The 16,933-nt window shown below is 73.0% G+C and carries 17 protein-coding genes; 5 read left to right on the top strand and 12 right to left on the bottom strand.

What is annotated here, in order from left to right; all coding sequences use genetic code 11:
• Positions 1-20: 20 nt before the first annotated feature.
• Complete coding sequence (locus tag JSX79_RS06970; RefSeq protein WP_229085565.1) at positions 21-4,805, bottom strand: DEAD/DEAH box helicase; 4,785 nt, start codon at positions 4,803-4,805, stop codon at positions 21-23.
• A 170-nt stretch (positions 4,806-4,975) separates the two neighbouring features.
• Here JSX79_RS06970 and JSX79_RS06965 point away from each other — a divergent pair, with 170 nt between their 5' ends.
• Entirely contained in the window at positions 4,976-5,614 is a 639-nt protein-coding gene (locus JSX79_RS06965; protein WP_071295190.1) for a PadR family transcriptional regulator, read from the top strand.
• A 156-nt stretch (positions 5,615-5,770) separates the two neighbouring features.
• Here JSX79_RS06965 and JSX79_RS06960 read toward each other — a convergent pair whose 3' ends face one another.
• A complete protein-coding gene (locus JSX79_RS06960) occupies positions 5,771-6,388 on the bottom strand; it encodes an alpha/beta hydrolase (protein WP_229085564.1) in 618 nt (205 codons plus the stop codon).
• A gap of 85 nt (positions 6,389-6,473) precedes the next feature.
• On the opposite strand from JSX79_RS06960, the gene JSX79_RS06955 reads away from it, so the two are divergent.
• Positions 6,474-7,016, top strand: coding sequence for an NUDIX hydrolase family protein (locus JSX79_RS06955; RefSeq protein ID WP_070417646.1), 543 nt, complete (start codon positions 6,474-6,476; stop codon positions 7,014-7,016).
• 80 nt (positions 7,017-7,096) lie between these two features.
• On the opposite strand, the gene JSX79_RS06950 is transcribed toward JSX79_RS06955, so the two are convergent.
• Both JSX79_RS06950 and JSX79_RS06945 read right to left on the bottom strand, forming a co-directional pair.
• The gene (locus JSX79_RS06950) at positions 7,097-7,300 is read right to left on the bottom strand and encodes a CsbD family protein (protein ID WP_070417647.1); all 204 of its coding nucleotides are present in this window, start codon (positions 7,298-7,300) and stop codon (positions 7,097-7,099) included.
• Between the two features lie 121 nt (positions 7,301-7,421).
• Positions 7,422-9,029 (bottom strand): DEAD/DEAH box helicase, encoded by a 1,608-nt coding sequence (locus JSX79_RS06945; protein ID WP_071302469.1) that lies wholly within the window; start codon positions 9,027-9,029, stop codon positions 7,422-7,424.
• A gap of 273 nt (positions 9,030-9,302) precedes the next feature.
• On the opposite strand from JSX79_RS06945, the gene JSX79_RS06940 reads away from it, so the two are divergent.
• A complete protein-coding gene (locus JSX79_RS06940; protein WP_229085563.1) occupies positions 9,303-10,127 on the top strand; it encodes an endo alpha-1,4 polygalactosaminidase in 825 nt (274 codons plus the stop codon).
• A 19-nt stretch (positions 10,128-10,146) separates the two neighbouring features.
• Here JSX79_RS06940 and JSX79_RS18185 read toward each other — a convergent pair whose 3' ends face one another.
• From JSX79_RS18185 to JSX79_RS06920, 4 genes are all read right to left on the bottom strand, one after another.
• A complete protein-coding gene (locus JSX79_RS18185; protein ID WP_071295229.1) occupies positions 10,147-10,506 on the bottom strand; it encodes a GntR family transcriptional regulator in 360 nt (119 codons plus the stop codon).
• 10 nt (positions 10,507-10,516) lie between these two features.
• Positions 10,517-11,086, bottom strand: a complete 570-nt coding sequence (locus JSX79_RS06930) for a DUF1684 domain-containing protein (protein ID WP_071295230.1) — start codon at positions 11,084-11,086, stop codon at positions 10,517-10,519.
• A 118-nt stretch (positions 11,087-11,204) separates the two neighbouring features.
• On the bottom strand, positions 11,205-11,696 hold the full coding sequence (locus tag JSX79_RS06925; RefSeq protein ID WP_070417649.1) for a hypothetical protein: 492 nt from the start codon (positions 11,694-11,696) through the stop codon (positions 11,205-11,207).
• Between the two features lie 70 nt (positions 11,697-11,766).
• Positions 11,767-12,399, bottom strand: a complete 633-nt coding sequence (locus tag JSX79_RS06920) for a GNAT family N-acetyltransferase (RefSeq protein ID WP_071295193.1) — start codon at positions 12,397-12,399, stop codon at positions 11,767-11,769.
• A 96-nt stretch (positions 12,400-12,495) separates the two neighbouring features.
• On the opposite strand from JSX79_RS06920, the gene JSX79_RS06915 reads away from it, so the two are divergent.
• Together JSX79_RS06915 and JSX79_RS06910 are read left to right on the top strand one after the other, a co-directional pair.
• Positions 12,496-13,104 (top strand): 2-phosphosulfolactate phosphatase, encoded by a 609-nt coding sequence (locus JSX79_RS06915; RefSeq protein ID WP_229085562.1) that lies wholly within the window; start codon positions 12,496-12,498, stop codon positions 13,102-13,104.
• Between the two features lie 54 nt (positions 13,105-13,158).
• Positions 13,159-13,461, top strand: coding sequence for a DUF427 domain-containing protein (locus JSX79_RS06910; protein ID WP_070417652.1), 303 nt, complete (start codon positions 13,159-13,161; stop codon positions 13,459-13,461).
• A 29-nt stretch (positions 13,462-13,490) separates the two neighbouring features.
• Here the strand turns inward: JSX79_RS06910 and JSX79_RS06905 are convergent, their stop codons facing one another.
• From JSX79_RS06905 to JSX79_RS06890, 4 genes are all read right to left on the bottom strand, one after another.
• Positions 13,491-14,741, bottom strand: coding sequence for an Nramp family divalent metal transporter (locus JSX79_RS06905; RefSeq protein ID WP_229085561.1), 1,251 nt, complete (start codon positions 14,739-14,741; stop codon positions 13,491-13,493).
• A gap of 105 nt (positions 14,742-14,846) precedes the next feature.
• Positions 14,847-15,542, bottom strand: coding sequence for a CGNR zinc finger domain-containing protein (locus JSX79_RS06900; protein ID WP_070417654.1), 696 nt, complete (start codon positions 15,540-15,542; stop codon positions 14,847-14,849).
• Positions 15,543-15,589: 47 nt separating this feature from the next.
• Positions 15,590-16,024 (bottom strand): SprT-like domain-containing protein, encoded by a 435-nt coding sequence (locus JSX79_RS06895; RefSeq protein WP_071302512.1) that lies wholly within the window; start codon positions 16,022-16,024, stop codon positions 15,590-15,592.
• A 38-nt stretch (positions 16,025-16,062) separates the two neighbouring features.
• Positions 16,063-16,905, bottom strand: a complete 843-nt coding sequence (locus JSX79_RS06890; protein ID WP_070417655.1) for a hypothetical protein — start codon at positions 16,903-16,905, stop codon at positions 16,063-16,065.
• Positions 16,906-16,933 lie beyond the last annotated feature (28 nt).

The following is a 16,933-nucleotide window of genomic DNA, read 5'->3' as shown; positions in this document are numbered from 1 at the left end:
CGGGCACCCCCGTCGTGCGCTCAGACACGGAGACGCAGCCCCTGCGGCGTGGCGGTGAAGCCGGCTTCGCGCAGCGCCGAACCGAGCGGGGTCTCGAGGACGAAGTCGCCGTCCACCCGCTCGACCGAGAGCTTCCGCAGGCCGCTCCGCACGGTCGCGGCGATCGACCCCGCCGCCACGGCGAGGTCCGCCGGGTCGTCGGTGAAGGTCAGCACCGACTTGCCACCGCGTTCGACGTACACCGCGAGGTGCCCGTCGACCGTCGTGACGAGCGCACCCGCCTTGCGCCCGGGCCGGTGCCCGCGGCCCGTCGTCTTCACGGGAGCGGAGTCGGCGGCCCCACCGGGACGACCAGCCGTACCGTCGGCGTTGCCCGCACCGTCGTCGTCGGGCCCGGCGGCGGCGTCGGACGGCCACGGCAGCGATGCCCCGTACGCGTTCGCCGGGTCGGTCGCCGCGAGGGTCAGGGCATCACGCGACCGGTCCGGGTCGGCCCGTTCGTCGTCGTCGATGTCGCGCGCGTAGGTGCGGAGCCGGTCGACGGTGGGCCCCGTCGCGAACTGCGCGGCGCCGAGACCCTCGACGAAGTAGCCCCGGCGGGCCCGGCCGGACTCCTCGAAGCGGGAGAGCACCCGGTACACGCCGGCGAAACCGCCCCGGACGCCCTCGACCTGCACGGCGCCGCGGGTGACGACGCCGTACCGCTCGAGCAGCTGTTCGGCGGTCGCGGCGGCCCGGACGGTCGCGTCGGACTCGGCGAGGGGGAGCAGGGACCACCGGCCGCCGACGGACGGCGGACCGGACTGGGTCGGCATCGTCGGCCGACGACGCCCGCGGTACGCCCGTGCGCGGGGTGCGCTCGAGCTCTTCGCCTTCCCGCCGAGCATCGCCCGCAACGGCGCGAAGGTGTCGTTCGTGATCTGTCCGGCCCACACCAGGTCCCACAGTGCGGTCGACAGGGCGGTGTCGTCGGTGCTGCCCACGGCCTGCCCGAGCTGCCGGAAGAAGTACGCGCCGCCGCCCGCGAGCGCACCGAGCACGTCCCGCTGGAGCTCGGTCGTCTCGTCGCCGGAGGGCTCCGCCAGGGTCGTGGCCGCGGTGTCGGCGAGGTGCAGGCGGATCCAACCGTCGTTGCCCGGCAGGGTGCCGCCGCCGGACCAGAGGACCTCGCCCGTGGCGGTGAGCTCGTCGAGCATGCTCGGCGCGTAGTCGCCGACGCGTGCCGGCAGCACGAGGGTCTCCCACGCGCTCGCGGGCAGCGCCACCCCGGCGAGCTGGTCGACGACCTGGAGCACCCCGTCGACGCCGCGCAGCCCACCGCGGGTACCGGCGGTCCGGACGTGCTGCCACGCGGGCAGGAACCGCGCGAGGGCGTCCGGCGCGACCGGCTCGACCTCGTGCCGGAGCGCCGCGAGCGACTTCGTGCGGATGCGGCGGAGCACCTCGGCGTCGCACCACTCCGCACCCTGGCGATCGGGACGGAACTCGCCCTCGACCACGCGACGGTCGGCGACGAGGCGGCGCAGGGTGTCCTGCACGACGGCGATCCCGAGCCCCAGCCGTCCGGCGGCGTCCTGCGCGGAGAACGGCCCGTGCGACCGGGCGTACCGGCCGACCAGGTCGCCGAGCGGATCGGCCACCGGTTCGACGAACGCCGTCGGCACGCCGATCGGCAGGGGCACCCCGAGGGCGTCGCGCAGGCGGGAGGCGTCCTCGATCACGGCCCAGCGGGTCGCGCCGGCGTGCGAGAACGCGAGCACGCGGCGGTCTCGCTCGAGCGCGGCGAGCACGGTCTGCACCTCGGTCGTCGCTGCGGCGCGGTCGTCCGCCTCCGCCAGCCAGCTCCGGTCCACGATCTCGTCGAGGTCGAGCGCGCCCACGAGCCGCAGGACGTCGACGATCCCCTCGGCGTCGCGCGCCCGGCGGTCCGGCGAGAGCCGCTGCAGGTCACGCTCGACCGAGGCGATGACCGCCGGGTCGAGCAGCTCGCGGAGCTCGGCACGACCGAGCAGCTCGCCGAGCAGCGTCGAGTCGAGGGACAGTGCGGCCGCCCGACGCTCGGCGAGCGGGGAGTCCCCCTCGTACATGAACGCGGCGACGTACCCGAAGAGCAGCGAGCGCGCGAACGGCGACGGCGTCTCCGTCTCGGTCTCGACCAACCGGATGCGCCGGCCCGCGATGTCGTCGGCGATCCCCAGCAGGGCGGGCACGTCGTACACGTCCTGGAGGACCTCGCGCACGGTCTCGAGCACGATCGGGAAGGTCGGGTACTTCTGGGCGACCTCGAGCAGCTGCGAGGCCCGCTGCCGCTGCTGCCAGAGCGGGGACCGCTGCCCGGGGTTCCGGCGGGGCAGCAGGAGCGCCCGCGCGGCGCACTCGCGGAAGCGCGCGGCGAACAGCGCCGACGCCCCGACCTCGTCCGTCACGAGCGCTTCGAGGTCGTCCCGCTCGAACACGAACAGGTCGGCGCCGGGAGGCTCGGCATCGGTCTCGGGGATGCGCACGACGATCCCGTCGTCGGCGGCCATGGCGTCGCCGTCGATCCCGTGGCGCTCACGGAGTCGTGCGGCGACCGCCAGGGCCCACGGCGCGTGCACCTGCATGCCGTACGGCGAGTGCAGGATGAGCCGCCAGTCGCCGAGCTCGTCACGGAAGCGTTCGATCACGAGGGTCGTGTCGTTCGGCACGTGTCCGGTCGCGGCGCGCTGGTCGCGGAGGAAGGTGAGCAGGTTCGTCACGGCCCGCTCGTCGAGCCCGCCGGCGGCGACCCTGGCACGTGCATCGTCGTCGGAAGCCCCCTCGACCTCGCGCACGAAGGCCCCGGTGGCACGGCCGAGTTCCGCGGGGCGACCGATGCCGTCGCCCTTCCAGAACGGCACGCGGCCCGGCTGCCCGAACGCGGGGCTGACGATCACCCGGTCGTGGGTGATCTCCTCGATGCGCCAGCTCGTCGCACCCAGCGCGAAGACGTCGCCGACGCGGGACTCGTAGACCATCTCCTCGTCGAGCTCGCCGACGCGCGAGGCCTTCTCGCCGACCATGAACACGCCGAACATGCCGCGGTCGGGGATCGTCCCGCCGCTGGTGACCGCGAGCCGCTGGGCACCCGGACGCCCGGTCAGGGTGCCGTGCACGCGGTCCCACACCAGGCGCGGGCGGAGCTCGGCGAACTCGTCGCTCGGGTAGCGCCCGGTCACGAGGTCGAGCGTGGCCTCGAACGCGGAGCGGGGCAGACCGCTGAACGGGGCGCTCCGCCGCACGAGCTCGAACCAGTGCTCGACGTCGACCGTGTCGATCGCCCCCGCTGCCACGGTGTGCTGCGCGAGGACGTCGAGCGGGTTCGCCGGCACCGAGATCGACTCGATCTGCCCGGCCACCATCCGCTCGACCGTCACGGCGCTGTTCACCAGGTCGGCGCGGTGCTTCGGGAACAGCACGCCGCGCGAGATCTCGCCGACCTGGTGCCCGGCACGACCGACGCGCTGGAGACCGCTCGCGACCGAGGGTGGCGCCTCGACCTGCACGACGAGGTCGACCTCGCCCATGTCGATGCCGAGCTCGAGCGAACTCGTCGCGACGACGCAGCGCAGTCGACCGGACTTCAGGTCGTCCTCGATGATGGCGCGCTGGTCCTTCGAGACGGAACCGTGGTGGGCGCGGGCGAGCACCGGCACGGCGGCGTCGGAGCCCCCGCCACCGGTCTGCCCGGACGCGCCGATCACCTGCGCCGGGGGCCGTTTCGTGCCCTGCGGTGCGACGGCGTGTGCCGAGGTCCGTGCCGGGGACTGCGGACGCCCGCGCGCGACCGGCAGGCCGTCGTCGGCGGGGGAGGCCCCGGCCGGCACCAGCGCCCCGTCACCGACCGAGCCCGCCGCCGCGAGCACGCGTTCCTCGTGGATCTCGTTCAGCCGTGCCGTCAACCGCTCGGCCAGGCGGCGGGAGTTCGCGAACACGATGGTCGACCGGTGTTCCTCGACCAGGTCGACCACGCGTTCCTCGACGTGGGGCCAGATCGACCCGTTCGTCGGTGACTCGGTCGCGTCCGCACCGACGGGCGGTGCACCGAGCTCGGCCATGTCGTCGACCGGCACGACGACCCGCAGGTCGAACGTCTTCTGCGCCGGCGGGGCGATGATCGACACCGGTGCGCGTCCGCCGAGGAACCGCGCCACCTCTTCCGGGGGGCGCACCGTCGCCGAGAGCCCGATCCGCTGCACGGGCTTCTCGAGCAGGTCGTCGAGCCGTTCGAGCGAGACCGCCAGGTGGGCGCCGCGCTTGGTGGACGCGACGGCGTGCACCTCGTCCACGATGACGGTGTCGACGTTCACCAGGGTCTCGCGCGCCTGCGAGGTGAGCATGAGGTACAGCGACTCCGGCGTCGTGATGAGGATGTCCGGCGGCTGCCGCAGCAGCTTCTGCCGATCGGACGACGGGGTGTCACCGCTGCGGACCCCGACCGTGACGTCGGGTGGTTCGAGCCCGAGGCGCCGTGCGGTCTGGGTGATGCCGACCAGCGGGCTGCGCAGGTTCCGTTCGACGTCGACGCCGAGGGCCTTCAGCGGGGACACGTAGAGCACCCGGGTGCGCTGCTTCGCGGGCGGACGGTCGGTCGAGCTGATGAGTCGGTCGATCGACCACAGGAACGATGCCAGCGTCTTGCCGGACCCCGTCGGGGCGATCACGAGCGCGTGCTGCCCGGTGGAGACGGCGTCCCACGCACCGGCCTGCGCCGGGGTCGGTGCGGCGAAGGCGCCGCGGAACCACTCCGCGGTGGCGGGGGAGAAGCGCTCGAGGACGTCCGTCATGGTCCGTCCCATCCTGCCCGCCACCACCGACAGCAGCCCGTGCGGGCGTACCCCTTGACAGAGCGATAGTTACCGATCTATCGTTAACACATCGCGATACGACGAATACGATTCCGGTCAGACCGTTCGCGAGCCGACTCAGCACGACGGAAGGACGCATCATGCGACCCATGCACAACGACTTCGACACCACCCAGCACCCGCGCGGCCCCCGCTTCGGCGGCGCGCGGCAGCACCACGGCGCCGGCTTCCCCGGCCGCGACCGCGGTGACCACGACCACGGCGGACGCGGCGGTTTCGGCCCCGGCTTCGGTCGCGGCTTCGGACCCGGCTTCGGCGGTCCGGGGTTCGGCGGTCCCGGCTTCGGCCGCGAACGCCGTCGCCGCGGCGACGTCCGCCTCGCGATCCTCGGCCTGCTGGCCGAGGGCCCGCAGAACGGCTACGCCGTCATCAAGACCATCGCCGAACGCACCGGCGGCGCCTGGAAGCCGAGCCCCGGTTCGGTCTACCCGACGCTCCAGCAGCTCGTGGACGAGGACCTCGTCGTCTCCACGGGAGACGGCCGCAAGACGCTCTTCGAGCTCACCGACGCCGGCAAGGCCGAGGCAGAGGCGAAGGCGGACGAGATCGCCGCGGCCTTCGACGCGCCGGGCCTCCCGGACTCGTCCCGCGAGTTCATCGAGGCGCTCCGGAAGACCATGGGCGTCCTGCACATGTACCGCACCAGCGCGACGGAGGAGCAGGCGAAGGCGGCGACCGCCAAGATCGACCAGCTCCGCAAGGACCTCCTGCAGATCCTCGCCGACTGACGTCGGAACCCGTGACGGGAGGCACGGTGCCAGCTGGCACCGCGCCTCCCGTCCGCATCGTGAGCAGCAATGGTCGAGTCCGCACGTCGGACTCGACCATTTCTGCTCACCAACCGCGGAAGCACCCAAGCGCGCCGCGAGACGCGCCGAGCGCGCCTACGCGCCGATGAACGCGGCCACGTCCGCCAGCTCCGCTGCGGACACCGCGTGGGGCAGGCCCTCGTACGTGCGATCCGTGACGGTGGTGTTCGTCGCCGCCCACGCCTGCGTCCGGGCGGTGGCCTCGCCGGGGATCACCGGGTCGAGGTCGCCGTGCCCGAGGAACACCCGGGGCCGGACGGCGGCGACGGCCTCGTCACGGGAGTCCGTCACGCCCGGCACGACGAAGCCGGACAGCGACACCGCGAACGCGAACGCAGCGGGCCGTGCCCGGAGCAGCTGCAGCGCCATCGACCCGCCCTGCGAGAACCCGAGCAGCCCGATCCGCGGGTGCTCGGCCGCGACCGAGTCGATCCACTCGAGGACTCCGCCGACGGTCTCGTCGACGGGCCCGAGTGCCGGGGAGCCCGGCGTGCCGAGCGGGTACCAGCTGTACCCCTGCCCGAACGGCATCGGCGCACGCAGCGACGCCATGGTCCACGCGGACGGCAGCGCCGGGGCGAGTCCGAGCAGGTCGCGCTCGTTCGACCCCACCCCGTGCATCGTCACGAGCAGCGGGGCCCCCACACGCTCGGAGGGGCTCCGGGTCCACTGGACGGCATCGCGATCGATCATGTGGACGACAGTAGTTGACGCATCAACCATCCCCAACCCCCGCGCCTTCCGCCGAACTCGCCGCGGTGACTGGTAGACACGGTGCATGGCCTCGCTGCGCACCCCCGACCCCGACTCCGGCTGGCTGTCCGACGAGGAGCTCGCGAACGTCCGCCGTCGACTGCCGATCTGCTACGTCGAGGCGGTGCCCGTCCGCACCGACGGCCTCGGCGTCGTCACCGAGGTGGGCGTGCTGCTGCGCGTTGCCCCGAGCGGTTCCATCGCCCGCACCCTCGTGTCCGGGCGCGTGATGTTCGGCGAGTCGATCCGGACCGCGCTGTTCCGGCACCTCGAGAAGGACCTCGGGCCGATGGCGTTCCCGCAGCTGCCGTCGAGCCCCACCCCGTTCACCGTGGCCGAGTACTTCCCGCTGCCCGGCGCCTCCGTCTACACGGACGAGCGGCAGCACGCGATCTCCCTCGCGTACGTCGTCCCCGTGACCGGCACGTGCGAGCCGCGGCAGGACGCCCTCGAGCTGACCTGGATGAGCCCGATGGAGGCGGCCTCCGACGCCGTCGCCGACGAGATGGAGGGCGGTCGCGGAGCGCTCCTCCGCGCCGGACTCGCATCGGTCGGCGCCCTCATGTAGCAGCCGCCGCCACCCGCACGCGACGAAGCCCCCGGATCCGAATCGGACCCGGGGGCTTCGCAGCGCGGTACTGGACCGGCTTACTTGTTGTCGTTCTTGAGGCTGTCGGCCACGCCTGAAGCGGCGTCCTTGACGTTCGTACCTGCCTGCTTGGTGTCGGCCTTGACCTGATCGGTCTTGCCTTCAGCCTTGAGGCGGTCGTTGTCCGTCACGTTCCCGACGGCTTCCTTGGCCTTGCCAGCTGCCTTCGCAGCGGCGTTCTTGACGTCTTCGATCCCAGCCATAGGCTCTCCTTCCGACAGCGGACAGTTCCCCGTCAGCCGCTCGCGCGGCATCCGGTGAAGGAGAACCTACGCCCGTGGAGTGCGTCCGTGCTCAGGCGGCGTGGAGGTTGAGATCGAGAGGTCAGCGCGCGGAACCGGCGGGACGGGAGGCGCGGCGCGAGCCACCACGACGGTTGCCGCCCGACTCGGTGCCGGACCCACGACCGGCGGCGTAGCCGCCCTCCGAGGACCAGACCGGAGCGGACCCGCCACGGACGGTGTCGCTCGACGCACGACGGCTGCCACCACTGCGGCGACCGCCGGACGCGGCCCCCGAGCGCTGCCCACCGGCGGAGCCGGTCGACGCGCCGGCGCCGGCCTCGGCGGGACGACCGCCGCGACGCCCTGCACCGGACGACCCGGAAGCCGAGCCGGTGCGCGCGGGCTGCGCCGCGCCTCCGGGACGACCGCCGCGACCACGGCGACGGCCGCCGCCCGCGTTGTCGGACTCGGTGGTGCGCTGCTTGGGCTGGCGCTGCTGCTGTGCCGGCTGCTCCGGGGCGACGTGGCGGACCGGAGCGACCTCGCCGACGAGCTCCGTGACGGCGGGGGAGTTCGCCGTGACCTGCTGCGGCGTGACCTTGATCGCGGCCGCACGCATCATCTGCGCGACGTCGCGACGCTCGGCGGGCATCGTCACGGTGACGACGTCGCCGGACGAACCGGCGCGGGCGGTGCGGCCCGAGCGGTGCAGGTACGCCTTGTGCTCGGTCGGCGGGTCGACGTGGACGACGAGCTCGACGTGGTCGACGTGCACACCGCGGGCGGCGACGTCGGTGGCGACGAGCACGAGGGCCTCGCCGGAGGAGAACTTCGCGAGGTTCCGCTCACGGGCACCCTGCGACAGGTTGCCCTGCAGGTCGACGGCCGGGATGCCCTGGCTGCTGAGCTGCTTGGCGAGGCGCTTGGCGTGGTGCTTCGTGCGCATGAAGAGGATGCGACGACCGGTGCCGCTCGCGAGCGTCCGGACGAGGTCCTTCTTCGCGTCGGCGTCGGCGACCTCGAACAGGTGGTGGGTCATCGCCTCGACGGGGCTGTTCGCCTCGTCGACCGAATGCATGACCGGGTTGTGCAGGAACTTCTTGACGAGCTTGTCCACGCCGTTGTCGAGCGTGGCGGAGAACAGCAGACGCTGCCCCTGCTCGGGCGTGGCCTGCATGATCTTGGTCACACCGGGCAGGAAGCCCATGTCGGCCATGTGGTCGGCCTCGTCGAGGACGGTCACCTCGATGTCGCCGAGGTTGACGTGGCCCTGCTGCATGAGGTCGGCGAGACGGCCGGGGCACGCCACGACGACGTCCACGCCACCGCGCAGGGCGTCGACCTGACGACCCTGCCCGACGCCGCCGAAGACGGTCGTGGTGTTCAGGCCCATGGCCTTGGCGAGCGGGGCGAGGGCGACGTCGATCTGGGTCGCGAGCTCACGGGTGGGGGCGAGCACCAGGGCACGGGGCCGGCCGGCGCGGCGCTTGCGGCCACTCGCGGCGAGGCGGGCGACGAGCGGGATCGCGAACGCGATCGTCTTGCCGGAGCCGGTGCGGCCACGGCCGAGCACGTCCTTGCCCTGCAGGGAGTCGGGGAGCGTGTCCTCCTGGATGGGGAACGCGGTCTCCTTGCCCTGGTCGGCGAGGACGGCGACCATCGGCGCGGGGACGCCGAGGTCGGAGAAACGGATGTCTTCGTTGGTCATGGTGACCTTTCCAACCGGAGTGCTCCGGCTGTGGTCGCGCTTGCGAGGCAGCGCGCGGGCGGGATGCGCGCCAACGGGTGTGGCTGGCGCAGTCGCCGCAGCAGAGAAGCCTGGCACCTTCGGGAGGTGCTCGATCATCGGTCCGTGGACCGGGAGTTCGGGGGCGTCCGTACGACGCACGAGGCGATCGGCGCCTCGAGTACGTCCAGCATAGCGTGCGCGGGTCGGATCCCCCAGGCCGAGGTGTCCTCCGGCTCGTGCGAGGATGCACCGGTGCGCACCAGAACCGTCCTGCTGACCGTCGCGACGGCCCTCGTCGCTGTCCTGGGGACGGCGTCCTGCGCCGCCGCGGTGCCCACCGCGTCGTACCGGAACCTGCCCACCTCGGGCGTCCCCGACTACCAGCTGGGCGGCTCGTACGCGTCGCCGGCAGGTGTCACGATCGTCGAGCGCGACAGCACCGCACGACCAGCGACGGGGAAGTACTCGATCTGCTACGTCAACGGCTTCCAGACCCAGCCGGAGGACGCCGCGATGTGGAAGCGGGACCACCCGACGGCGATCCTCCGCGACCGATCGGGCAAGCCGGTGTCCGACCCGGGCTGGCCGGACGAGATGTTGCTCGACACGACGACCGCTGCGAAGCGCGCGACGATCGTGCGGGTCCTCACGAAGTCCGTCGCCCGGTGCGCCGATCGCGGGTTCGACGCCGTCGAGTTCGACAACCTCGACTCGTGGACGCGCTCGAAGGGGAAGCTGACGCGGTCCGGGAACCTCGCCCTCGCCGCCGCGCTCGTCCGTCTCGGGCACGGCAAGGGGCTCGCGGTCGGGCAGAAGAACACGCCGCAGCTCGGGGCGTCCGGGCGGAAGCAGACCGGCTTCGACTTCGTGGTCGCCGAGGAGTGCTTCGTCTACCAGGAGTGCGGCGAGTACACGAAGGCGTACGGCAAGCGGGTCATCGACGTCGAGTACTCGGACAACAGCGAGCAGCCGTGGTCGTCGGTGTGTGCCTCGGCGAAGCGGCCGGCGATGACGATCCTCCGCGACCGGGACCTCGTGACGCCGTCGAGCGACGACTACGTGTTCGAGCGCTGCTGACGCAGCGCCCGCGCCCGCTTCAGGCGGGCCAGGCGTCCCGCAGGGCGGCAGCTGCCTGGTCGGCGGACAGCCCCGCGGCCCGTGCGGCGGCAGCGAGGGCACGGGCGGCATCGGTCACCGACGACGGCACCTCGGCCGGTCGGATCACCCGGGTTCCGGCGCCGCGTGCGGTCTGCACGAGCCCGGCCTCTTCGAGCAACTGGTACGCCCGCGCCACCGTCCCGGCAGCGAGCCCGAGCTCGTCCGCGAGTCCACGGACGCTCGGCAGCCGTTCACCGTCCACGAGGTATCCGGCGCTGATCTGCGCGGCGATCTGGGACCGGACCTGCTCGAACGGCGGGATGCGCCCTCCGGCGTCGATCGCGACGAGACCCGACATGTGCTCCACCCTAGAAGTCGTACTGCTCGCCGACGGGGATCGGGACCGCGACGGTGTTGCCCGGAGGCGCGAGCGGGCACGCCCACGCCGGGTCGTACGCGCACGACGGGTTGTAGGCGAAGTTGAAGTCGAGGACGAGCTCGCCGTCGTCGCCCCCGAGGTCCGCGCCCTTGATCGTGTCGACGAGGTAGCGTCCGCCGCCGTAGGTCCCACGGGCCTTGCCGGCGCTCGAGTCCTTGACCGGGATGAACACGCCGCCCGCGTAGCCGCCGTGCGACCACACGTCGAGCGAACCGATGCCGGCCAGGGTCACGACACCGAGCCGGTCGAAGTGCACGATGCCGTCGGTACCCGTCTCGACGTCCATCGCGAGGGGCTCCGCCGGCTCGATCCGGGCCCGGAAGCGCCACGACGGGTCGTAGTCCGGGACGGGCAGGGACTCGAAGTCGCGGGCGTCCTCGTCGAGGAGCGGGCTGGCCGGGTGCTCGCCGAACATCGCGTCACGAGTCTCGCGCCACAGCGCGTGGGCGGTCTCCGGGTCGTTCGTCGCCCGCACCCGTCGGTACAGGTCGAAGGTCATCCGCCGCCAGTCCACGGTGGCGAGCGTGCTGTGCACGCGGTCGTCGGTTGCCGGCTCATGCGTCTGGCTCACGGTACGAGCGTACGCCCTGCCTGGAGGAACGGCGCGGGTCCGGCGGTCAGGCCGCGGCTCGTCGGGCGCGCCGCCAACCGGGCGCGAGGGCGCGCATCCGCAGCGCGCGCCACTGCCAGATCACCCACATCCCCGGCCAGAGCAGGACTCCGAGCACCGCGGGCCGCATCCGGTACGAGAGCCGGTCGACGAGGAGCGTCCGACCGTCCCCGAGGTCGACGGTCGCCATCCGGTGCTGCATCGACATCCGTCCGAACAGCCCGCTCGTGCCACCGCCGTTGTCGCGTTGCACGGGCACACCGCGCACCTCGTACAGGTCGAGGTCGACGTGCGTGTCGCCGCTCGGGACCACGCCGAAGGCGCTCGCGGTGATCGGGTGCGGCTCACCCGGCACCCAGCGCACCGGGAACCCCTGCGGATCGCGCGACCGGTAGACCAGGAACGGCTTCGTCACGGCGACCATCACCGCCGGGGACAGCAGGGCGTCACGCACGGCCTCGACCGGTGCGTCGAGGGTGATCCGGATGCCCACGTGCATGCCGCGAACGCTACTCGTGCGCGGTGGACGAGCGGCGGGCCCGGCGGCAGGAGTGCCGGACGGCACCGGGTCAGGCGTGCCGGGCGGATCGGCGTCGAGCACCCTCGGCGCGGTCGTGCCGACGGAGTCGCTCGGCGAGGGACAAGCGGACGGTCGGCCACTCCGACGCGATGACCGAGAACACCACGGTGTCCCGCAGCGTGCCGTCACGGCCGATCGAGTGGTTCCGGAGCACCCCGTCCTGCTTCGCACCGAGTGCCGCGATGGCCGTGCGGGACTGGAGGTTGTGCCAGTGGGTCCGGAACTCGACCGCGATGCACTGCCAGACGTCGAACGCGTGCGAGAGCATGAGCAGCTTCGCCTCGGTGTTGATGCCCGTGCGCTGCGTCGACCGCGACAGGAACGTCGCACCGATCTCGACCCGGCGGTTGCCCGTGTCGGGGTTGAGGAACGTCGTCGACCCCACGACCCGGCCGGTCGGGCGGTCGCGCACCGCGAACGGCACCATCCGTCCCGCTGCCTGCTCGGCGAGCCGCCGGTCGATCTCGTCGTCGACCTGCGCCGGAGCGGGGATCGAGGTGTACCAGGTGCGCCACAGATCGCCGTCCGCGACCGCCGCCCGCAGGTCGTCCGCGTGCTCGGAGCCGAGGGGCTCGAGCGTCACGCGGTCGCCGGTCAAGGTGGGTGCGGGGGCGATCTCCATGGCAACAGATCCTACGGTCGCCGACCCTGACGAACCCCGGACGGCGGAGCACCTGTGGAAAGGATCAGGGACCCGCCGACGGCTATCGTGTCGCAGGTGGCAGCACGCACGCAGGAGAAGTACCAGGTCCGGTTCGCATGGGGGACCGGCGGCGCCGCGCGGATCGCCCCGGGGACGCACCTGGTCGTCTGGGTCGACGTCCTCCCGGCGTCCGCGGCGCACGACGGACCCACCCGCCGACGGGCGCTCCGCGCGGTCGCCGCGCAGGTGCCGGACGGTCCGGAGGTCGTGCTCGGCCACCTCGGCAACGCGACGGCGGTCGCGGAACGCGTGACGCGCCTCCAGGCCGAACGCGGTGACCGCTGCGTCGTCGCGATCGTCGCCGCCGGACGCCACCACGCACCCGGTGACGACGCCGCGGAAGCCGCGGGCGAGGCCGCGGACGTGCCGGACGCACCGGACTTCGCGGTCGAGGACCTGCTCGCGGCCGGAGCCGTGGTCGACGCGCTCGCCGAGGTCGGGATCGACCACACCTCGCCCGAGGCGGCGGCCGCCTGTGCGGCGTACACGGGACTGCGGCGGGCAGTGAAGCACCTGGTCAGCGCGTCCGAGGCGGCCACGGCGCTCGGTCCGGCCGACGTGCACGCGGCGCTCGCGGTGGACGGCCGGCTGGAGACCCTGCGGGAATCGAGTTCGCGCGCGTAACGTTCGACCTCCACATCCGGTACCCCGCCGGACCGCAGAGCGAAGGAGCGTGCCGTGAAGGCAGTCGTCGGAGACACCGTGATCGCCGAGGCCCCGCAGGAGGACCTCATCCAGATCGAGGGCAACTGGTACTTCCCGCCGTCGAGCGTGAAGAGCGAGCTGTTCACCGAGAGCCCCACCCAGTACCACTGCCCGTGGAAGGGCGACACGCAGTACTACACGGTGAACGTCGACGGGCAGGCGCTGCAGGACAACGCCTGGTCGTACCCGACGCCCATCCCGTCGTCGTTCGACCGCGTCGGCAAGGACTACTCGGGCTACGTGGCGTTCTGGAAGGGCGTCCGCGTCGTCGACTAACCGGCGCCGGCTCGTTGGCGCCGACCCGCTCAGCCGGCCAGCGTCAGCACGATGAGCGCCACGTTGAGCGCGACGATCACCAACGCGATGACCCCCGCGACGACGCGGGTGGTCATCGCGTTGACGTCCGCACCCATCACGCTGCGGCGGGACGTGTAGACGACCAGCGGCACGATCGCGAAGGCGATCCCGAAGCTCAGCACGACCTGGCTCACCACGAGCAGCATCGTCGCGTCGGCGTTCACCGCGAGCAAGACGATGGCCGGCACCAGCGTGACCAGCCGTCGGGCCAGCAGCGGGATCCGCACGTGCAGCAGTCCCTTCATGATCTCGGCGCCGGCCATGCAGCCCACCGAGGTCGAGGCGAGTCCCGACGCCAGCAGCCCCACCGCGAACAGCACGCCCACGACCGGGCCGACGTGCTCGGCGATCGCCCGCTGCGCTCCGGGGATCGAGTCCGTGTCGGCGACCCCGGGCAGCGTCGCCGCCGCGAGGACGAGCATGCAGATGTTCACCCCGCCGGCCACCAGGAGCGCCAGTCCGACGTCCCAGCGCGTCGCGACGAGCACCCGACGACGCTCCGGGCCCGCCGGGACGTCGCCGTGCCGGTCGCGCGCCAGGGCGGAGTGCAGGTAGACCGCGTGCGGCATCACCGTCGCGCCGAGCATCGAGGCGGCGAGCATCACCGACTCGGACCCCTCGAACCGCGGGACGAGCCCGGAGACGAGCTCGCCCGGTGACACCTGCGCGAACAGCAGCCCGGCGCAGAACCCCACCGTGAGGATCGCGAGCATCGCCGTCACCACGGCCTCGAAGGTCCGGGTACCGCGGTGGCTCTGCAGGGTGAGGATCGCCATCGAGACCACGCCGGTGATCACCCCGCCGGCGACCAGCGGCAGCCCGAACAGCAGGTGCAGCGCGAGTGCGCCGCCGATGACCTCGGCGATGTCGGTCGCGGCGGCCACGACCTCGGCCTGCGCCCAGAACAGCAGCCGGGGCGTGCGCTTCATCCGCAGGCCGAGGTGCTCCGGCAGGGACTTGCCGGTGACGACGCCGAGCTTGGCGGAGAGGTACTGCACGACGACCGCGCTGGCGTTCGCGGCGACGAGGACCCAGAGCAGCAGGTAGCCGTACTTCGCGCCCGCGGTGAGGTTCGCGGCGACGTTGCCGGGGTCGACGTAGGCGATGGCCGCCACGAACGCGGGGCCGAGCAGGGTCAGACCGGCCGCGCGCTTCCGAGGCGTGGTCGTCTCGGCGGGACGGGCAGCGGTGTCGGTCATGCAGACAGCATGCCAGAGGATTCGGCGCGCCGAATCCTTGTTTTCGTGACACACGCGAATCGGCCCGGGCCGGAGCCACGAGCAGGCCAGGAGGCGCGGGTCGGCTCAGACCGCCGCGCGTCGGGCCCGGTGCGCCCGCACCTTCGCCCGGTTGCCGCACCGCTGCATCGAGCACCACCGGCGTGTGCCCCCGCGCGACGAGTCGTAGAAGACGAGGCCGCAGTCGTCCGCCGAGCACCGGCTCAACCGCGTCGGCTGTCCGTCCGCGGCGACGTCGTCGAAGCCGACCTCGGTGAACAGGGCTACCGCGTCCCGTGCGACGCTCGACAGCGCCTGGGCGAGCCGCACCCGGTTCGCGCCCGCACGACGACGACCACCGGGGAGGCTCGGCGGCACGTCCGGCAGCGCGGCGAACAGGTTGACCGTGTCGATGTCGTCCGGTGCCGGGCGCGTGCGACCCGTCCCGGCGCGGAGGCCGGCAGCCACCGCTGTCCGTTCCGCCGCGGTCGAGGCCGGACCCGGAGCCGCGGCGACGGCCAGCCGGGCGATCGCTGCGCGGAGGGCACGGGCGTCCTGCAGCTCGCGGGCGGTCGCGCCGACGTCGATCGGCTCGGTGTGGTCGCTCAGCCACTCGTCGAGGTCGGCCGGTGTCGCGAGCAGTTCGCCGAGCTGCGCCCGCGGACGTCGACCGTCCGGGTCGTCGGCGAACCCGCCGGTGTGCGCGAAGTCGAGGGCGATCCGTCCGGCGTCGAAGAACCACGTGGAACCGGTGTCCGTGCGGATGTGCTGCCCCGTGTGCATCCGCCCAGGCTAACGGGTTACCGGCGCGCCTCCGCATGCGATCGGCATCATGCGGTAGCTCGGCTGGCCTCCGCCGCTCGGCGCTCCCACGCGATGACGTTCCGGGCGTCGAACCGGCGGGAGCACTTCGCGCACGCCAGCGGCCGGGTCGGGGTGCGGTAGCGGAAGTGCTCGTGCCCGGCCGGACAGGTGCCGATCCACGGTGCGAGCTCGCTCGCCACGGGGCCGTCGTACAGGCGCGAGCCCGTGTAGCCGAGTGCCTTCGCCGTCCGGCGCCACGTGGGTCCGTGGCCGGCGCGGGCCCCGGCCACCGCGTGCGCGATCTCGTGCAGGAGCACCTGGTCGACGTCGTCCTCGGAGAACCGCACGGCGAGGTGGCGGCTCACCGTGATGCGCTTGCGGGCGAAGTCGCACTGGCCCGCCCGGGTCTTCGCGTGGTCGAACCCGAACGACCAACTGCCCGCCCCGAGGTGTGCCGTCATCAGGTGTTCGGCGCGGGACCGAACGGCCTCGAGCGTCGTCACCGTTCGTCGTCGCCGGGTTCGTCGCGTCCGGCCTGGCCCTTCTGCGCGGCACGAGCGGCGATGCGGCCCCAGAGTTCGTCCGCCTCGGTCCGGGCGGCGTCCGGCGCACCGAGGACCCGGCGGCGCACCGTCGGGGTCTGCTGCACGGGCTCCGGAGCGCGGGGTGCGGCCGGTTCGTCCTCGTCCGCGCGACGTGCGGCGACGTCGCGGGCGGTGCGCGGCTTGTCCTCGGCCGGGGGCTGCGCGACCGAGGCCCGGAGCGCTGCCTCGACCGCCGTGCGGAGCGCCTCGGTGCGCTCCGACGGCGCACCGGCCTGGCGGAACGCCTGGTACGCCCGGGACAGCGCGGCACGGGCCTCGTCGAAGCGGGAGAGTTCGAACAGCGACCAGCCCTCGAGCTCGGCCGCTGCGCCCTCGAGCTCCGGCCACTCCTCGGTCCGGGCGGTGTCCCGTGCCAGGGCCGACTCGGTCGCGGCACGCTCGTACCGCCCCAGGTCGTGCAGGACGTGGGCGCGACGGATCCGTGCGGAGACCTTGTCCGAGCGCTCCCCCGTGAACATCGTCAGGCGGAAGACCTCCTCGGCGATGACGAGCGACTCGTCGAGCCGACCGAGCAGGCGGAGGAGCTCGGCACGCTCCGCGAGCGCGTCGGTGCTGCGGCTCTGCCCGAGGTCGCGCAGCCGCTGCTGGACGGCGTCGGCGTCGACCGCGGGGCGCAGGCTGATCGGAGCGAAGGTGCTGCCGGGGCTCACGCCGGCCGTCACGGGCGCCGCATGACGCGGTTCCCGGGCGCGGTCGGTGCGGTCGGGCTGCTGGCGGTCGTCGGGCGGGAGGGACATCGGTTCGAGGGTAACCGCGCCGCCCCGA

The organism is Curtobacterium sp. GD1 (assembly GCF_020882855.1).
In the GTDB taxonomy this organism is placed as follows: domain Bacteria; phylum Actinomycetota; class Actinomycetes; order Actinomycetales; family Microbacteriaceae; genus Curtobacterium.
Note: the sequence above shows the minus strand (reverse complement) of the source record. Positions and strands in the feature narration are given on the sequence as shown.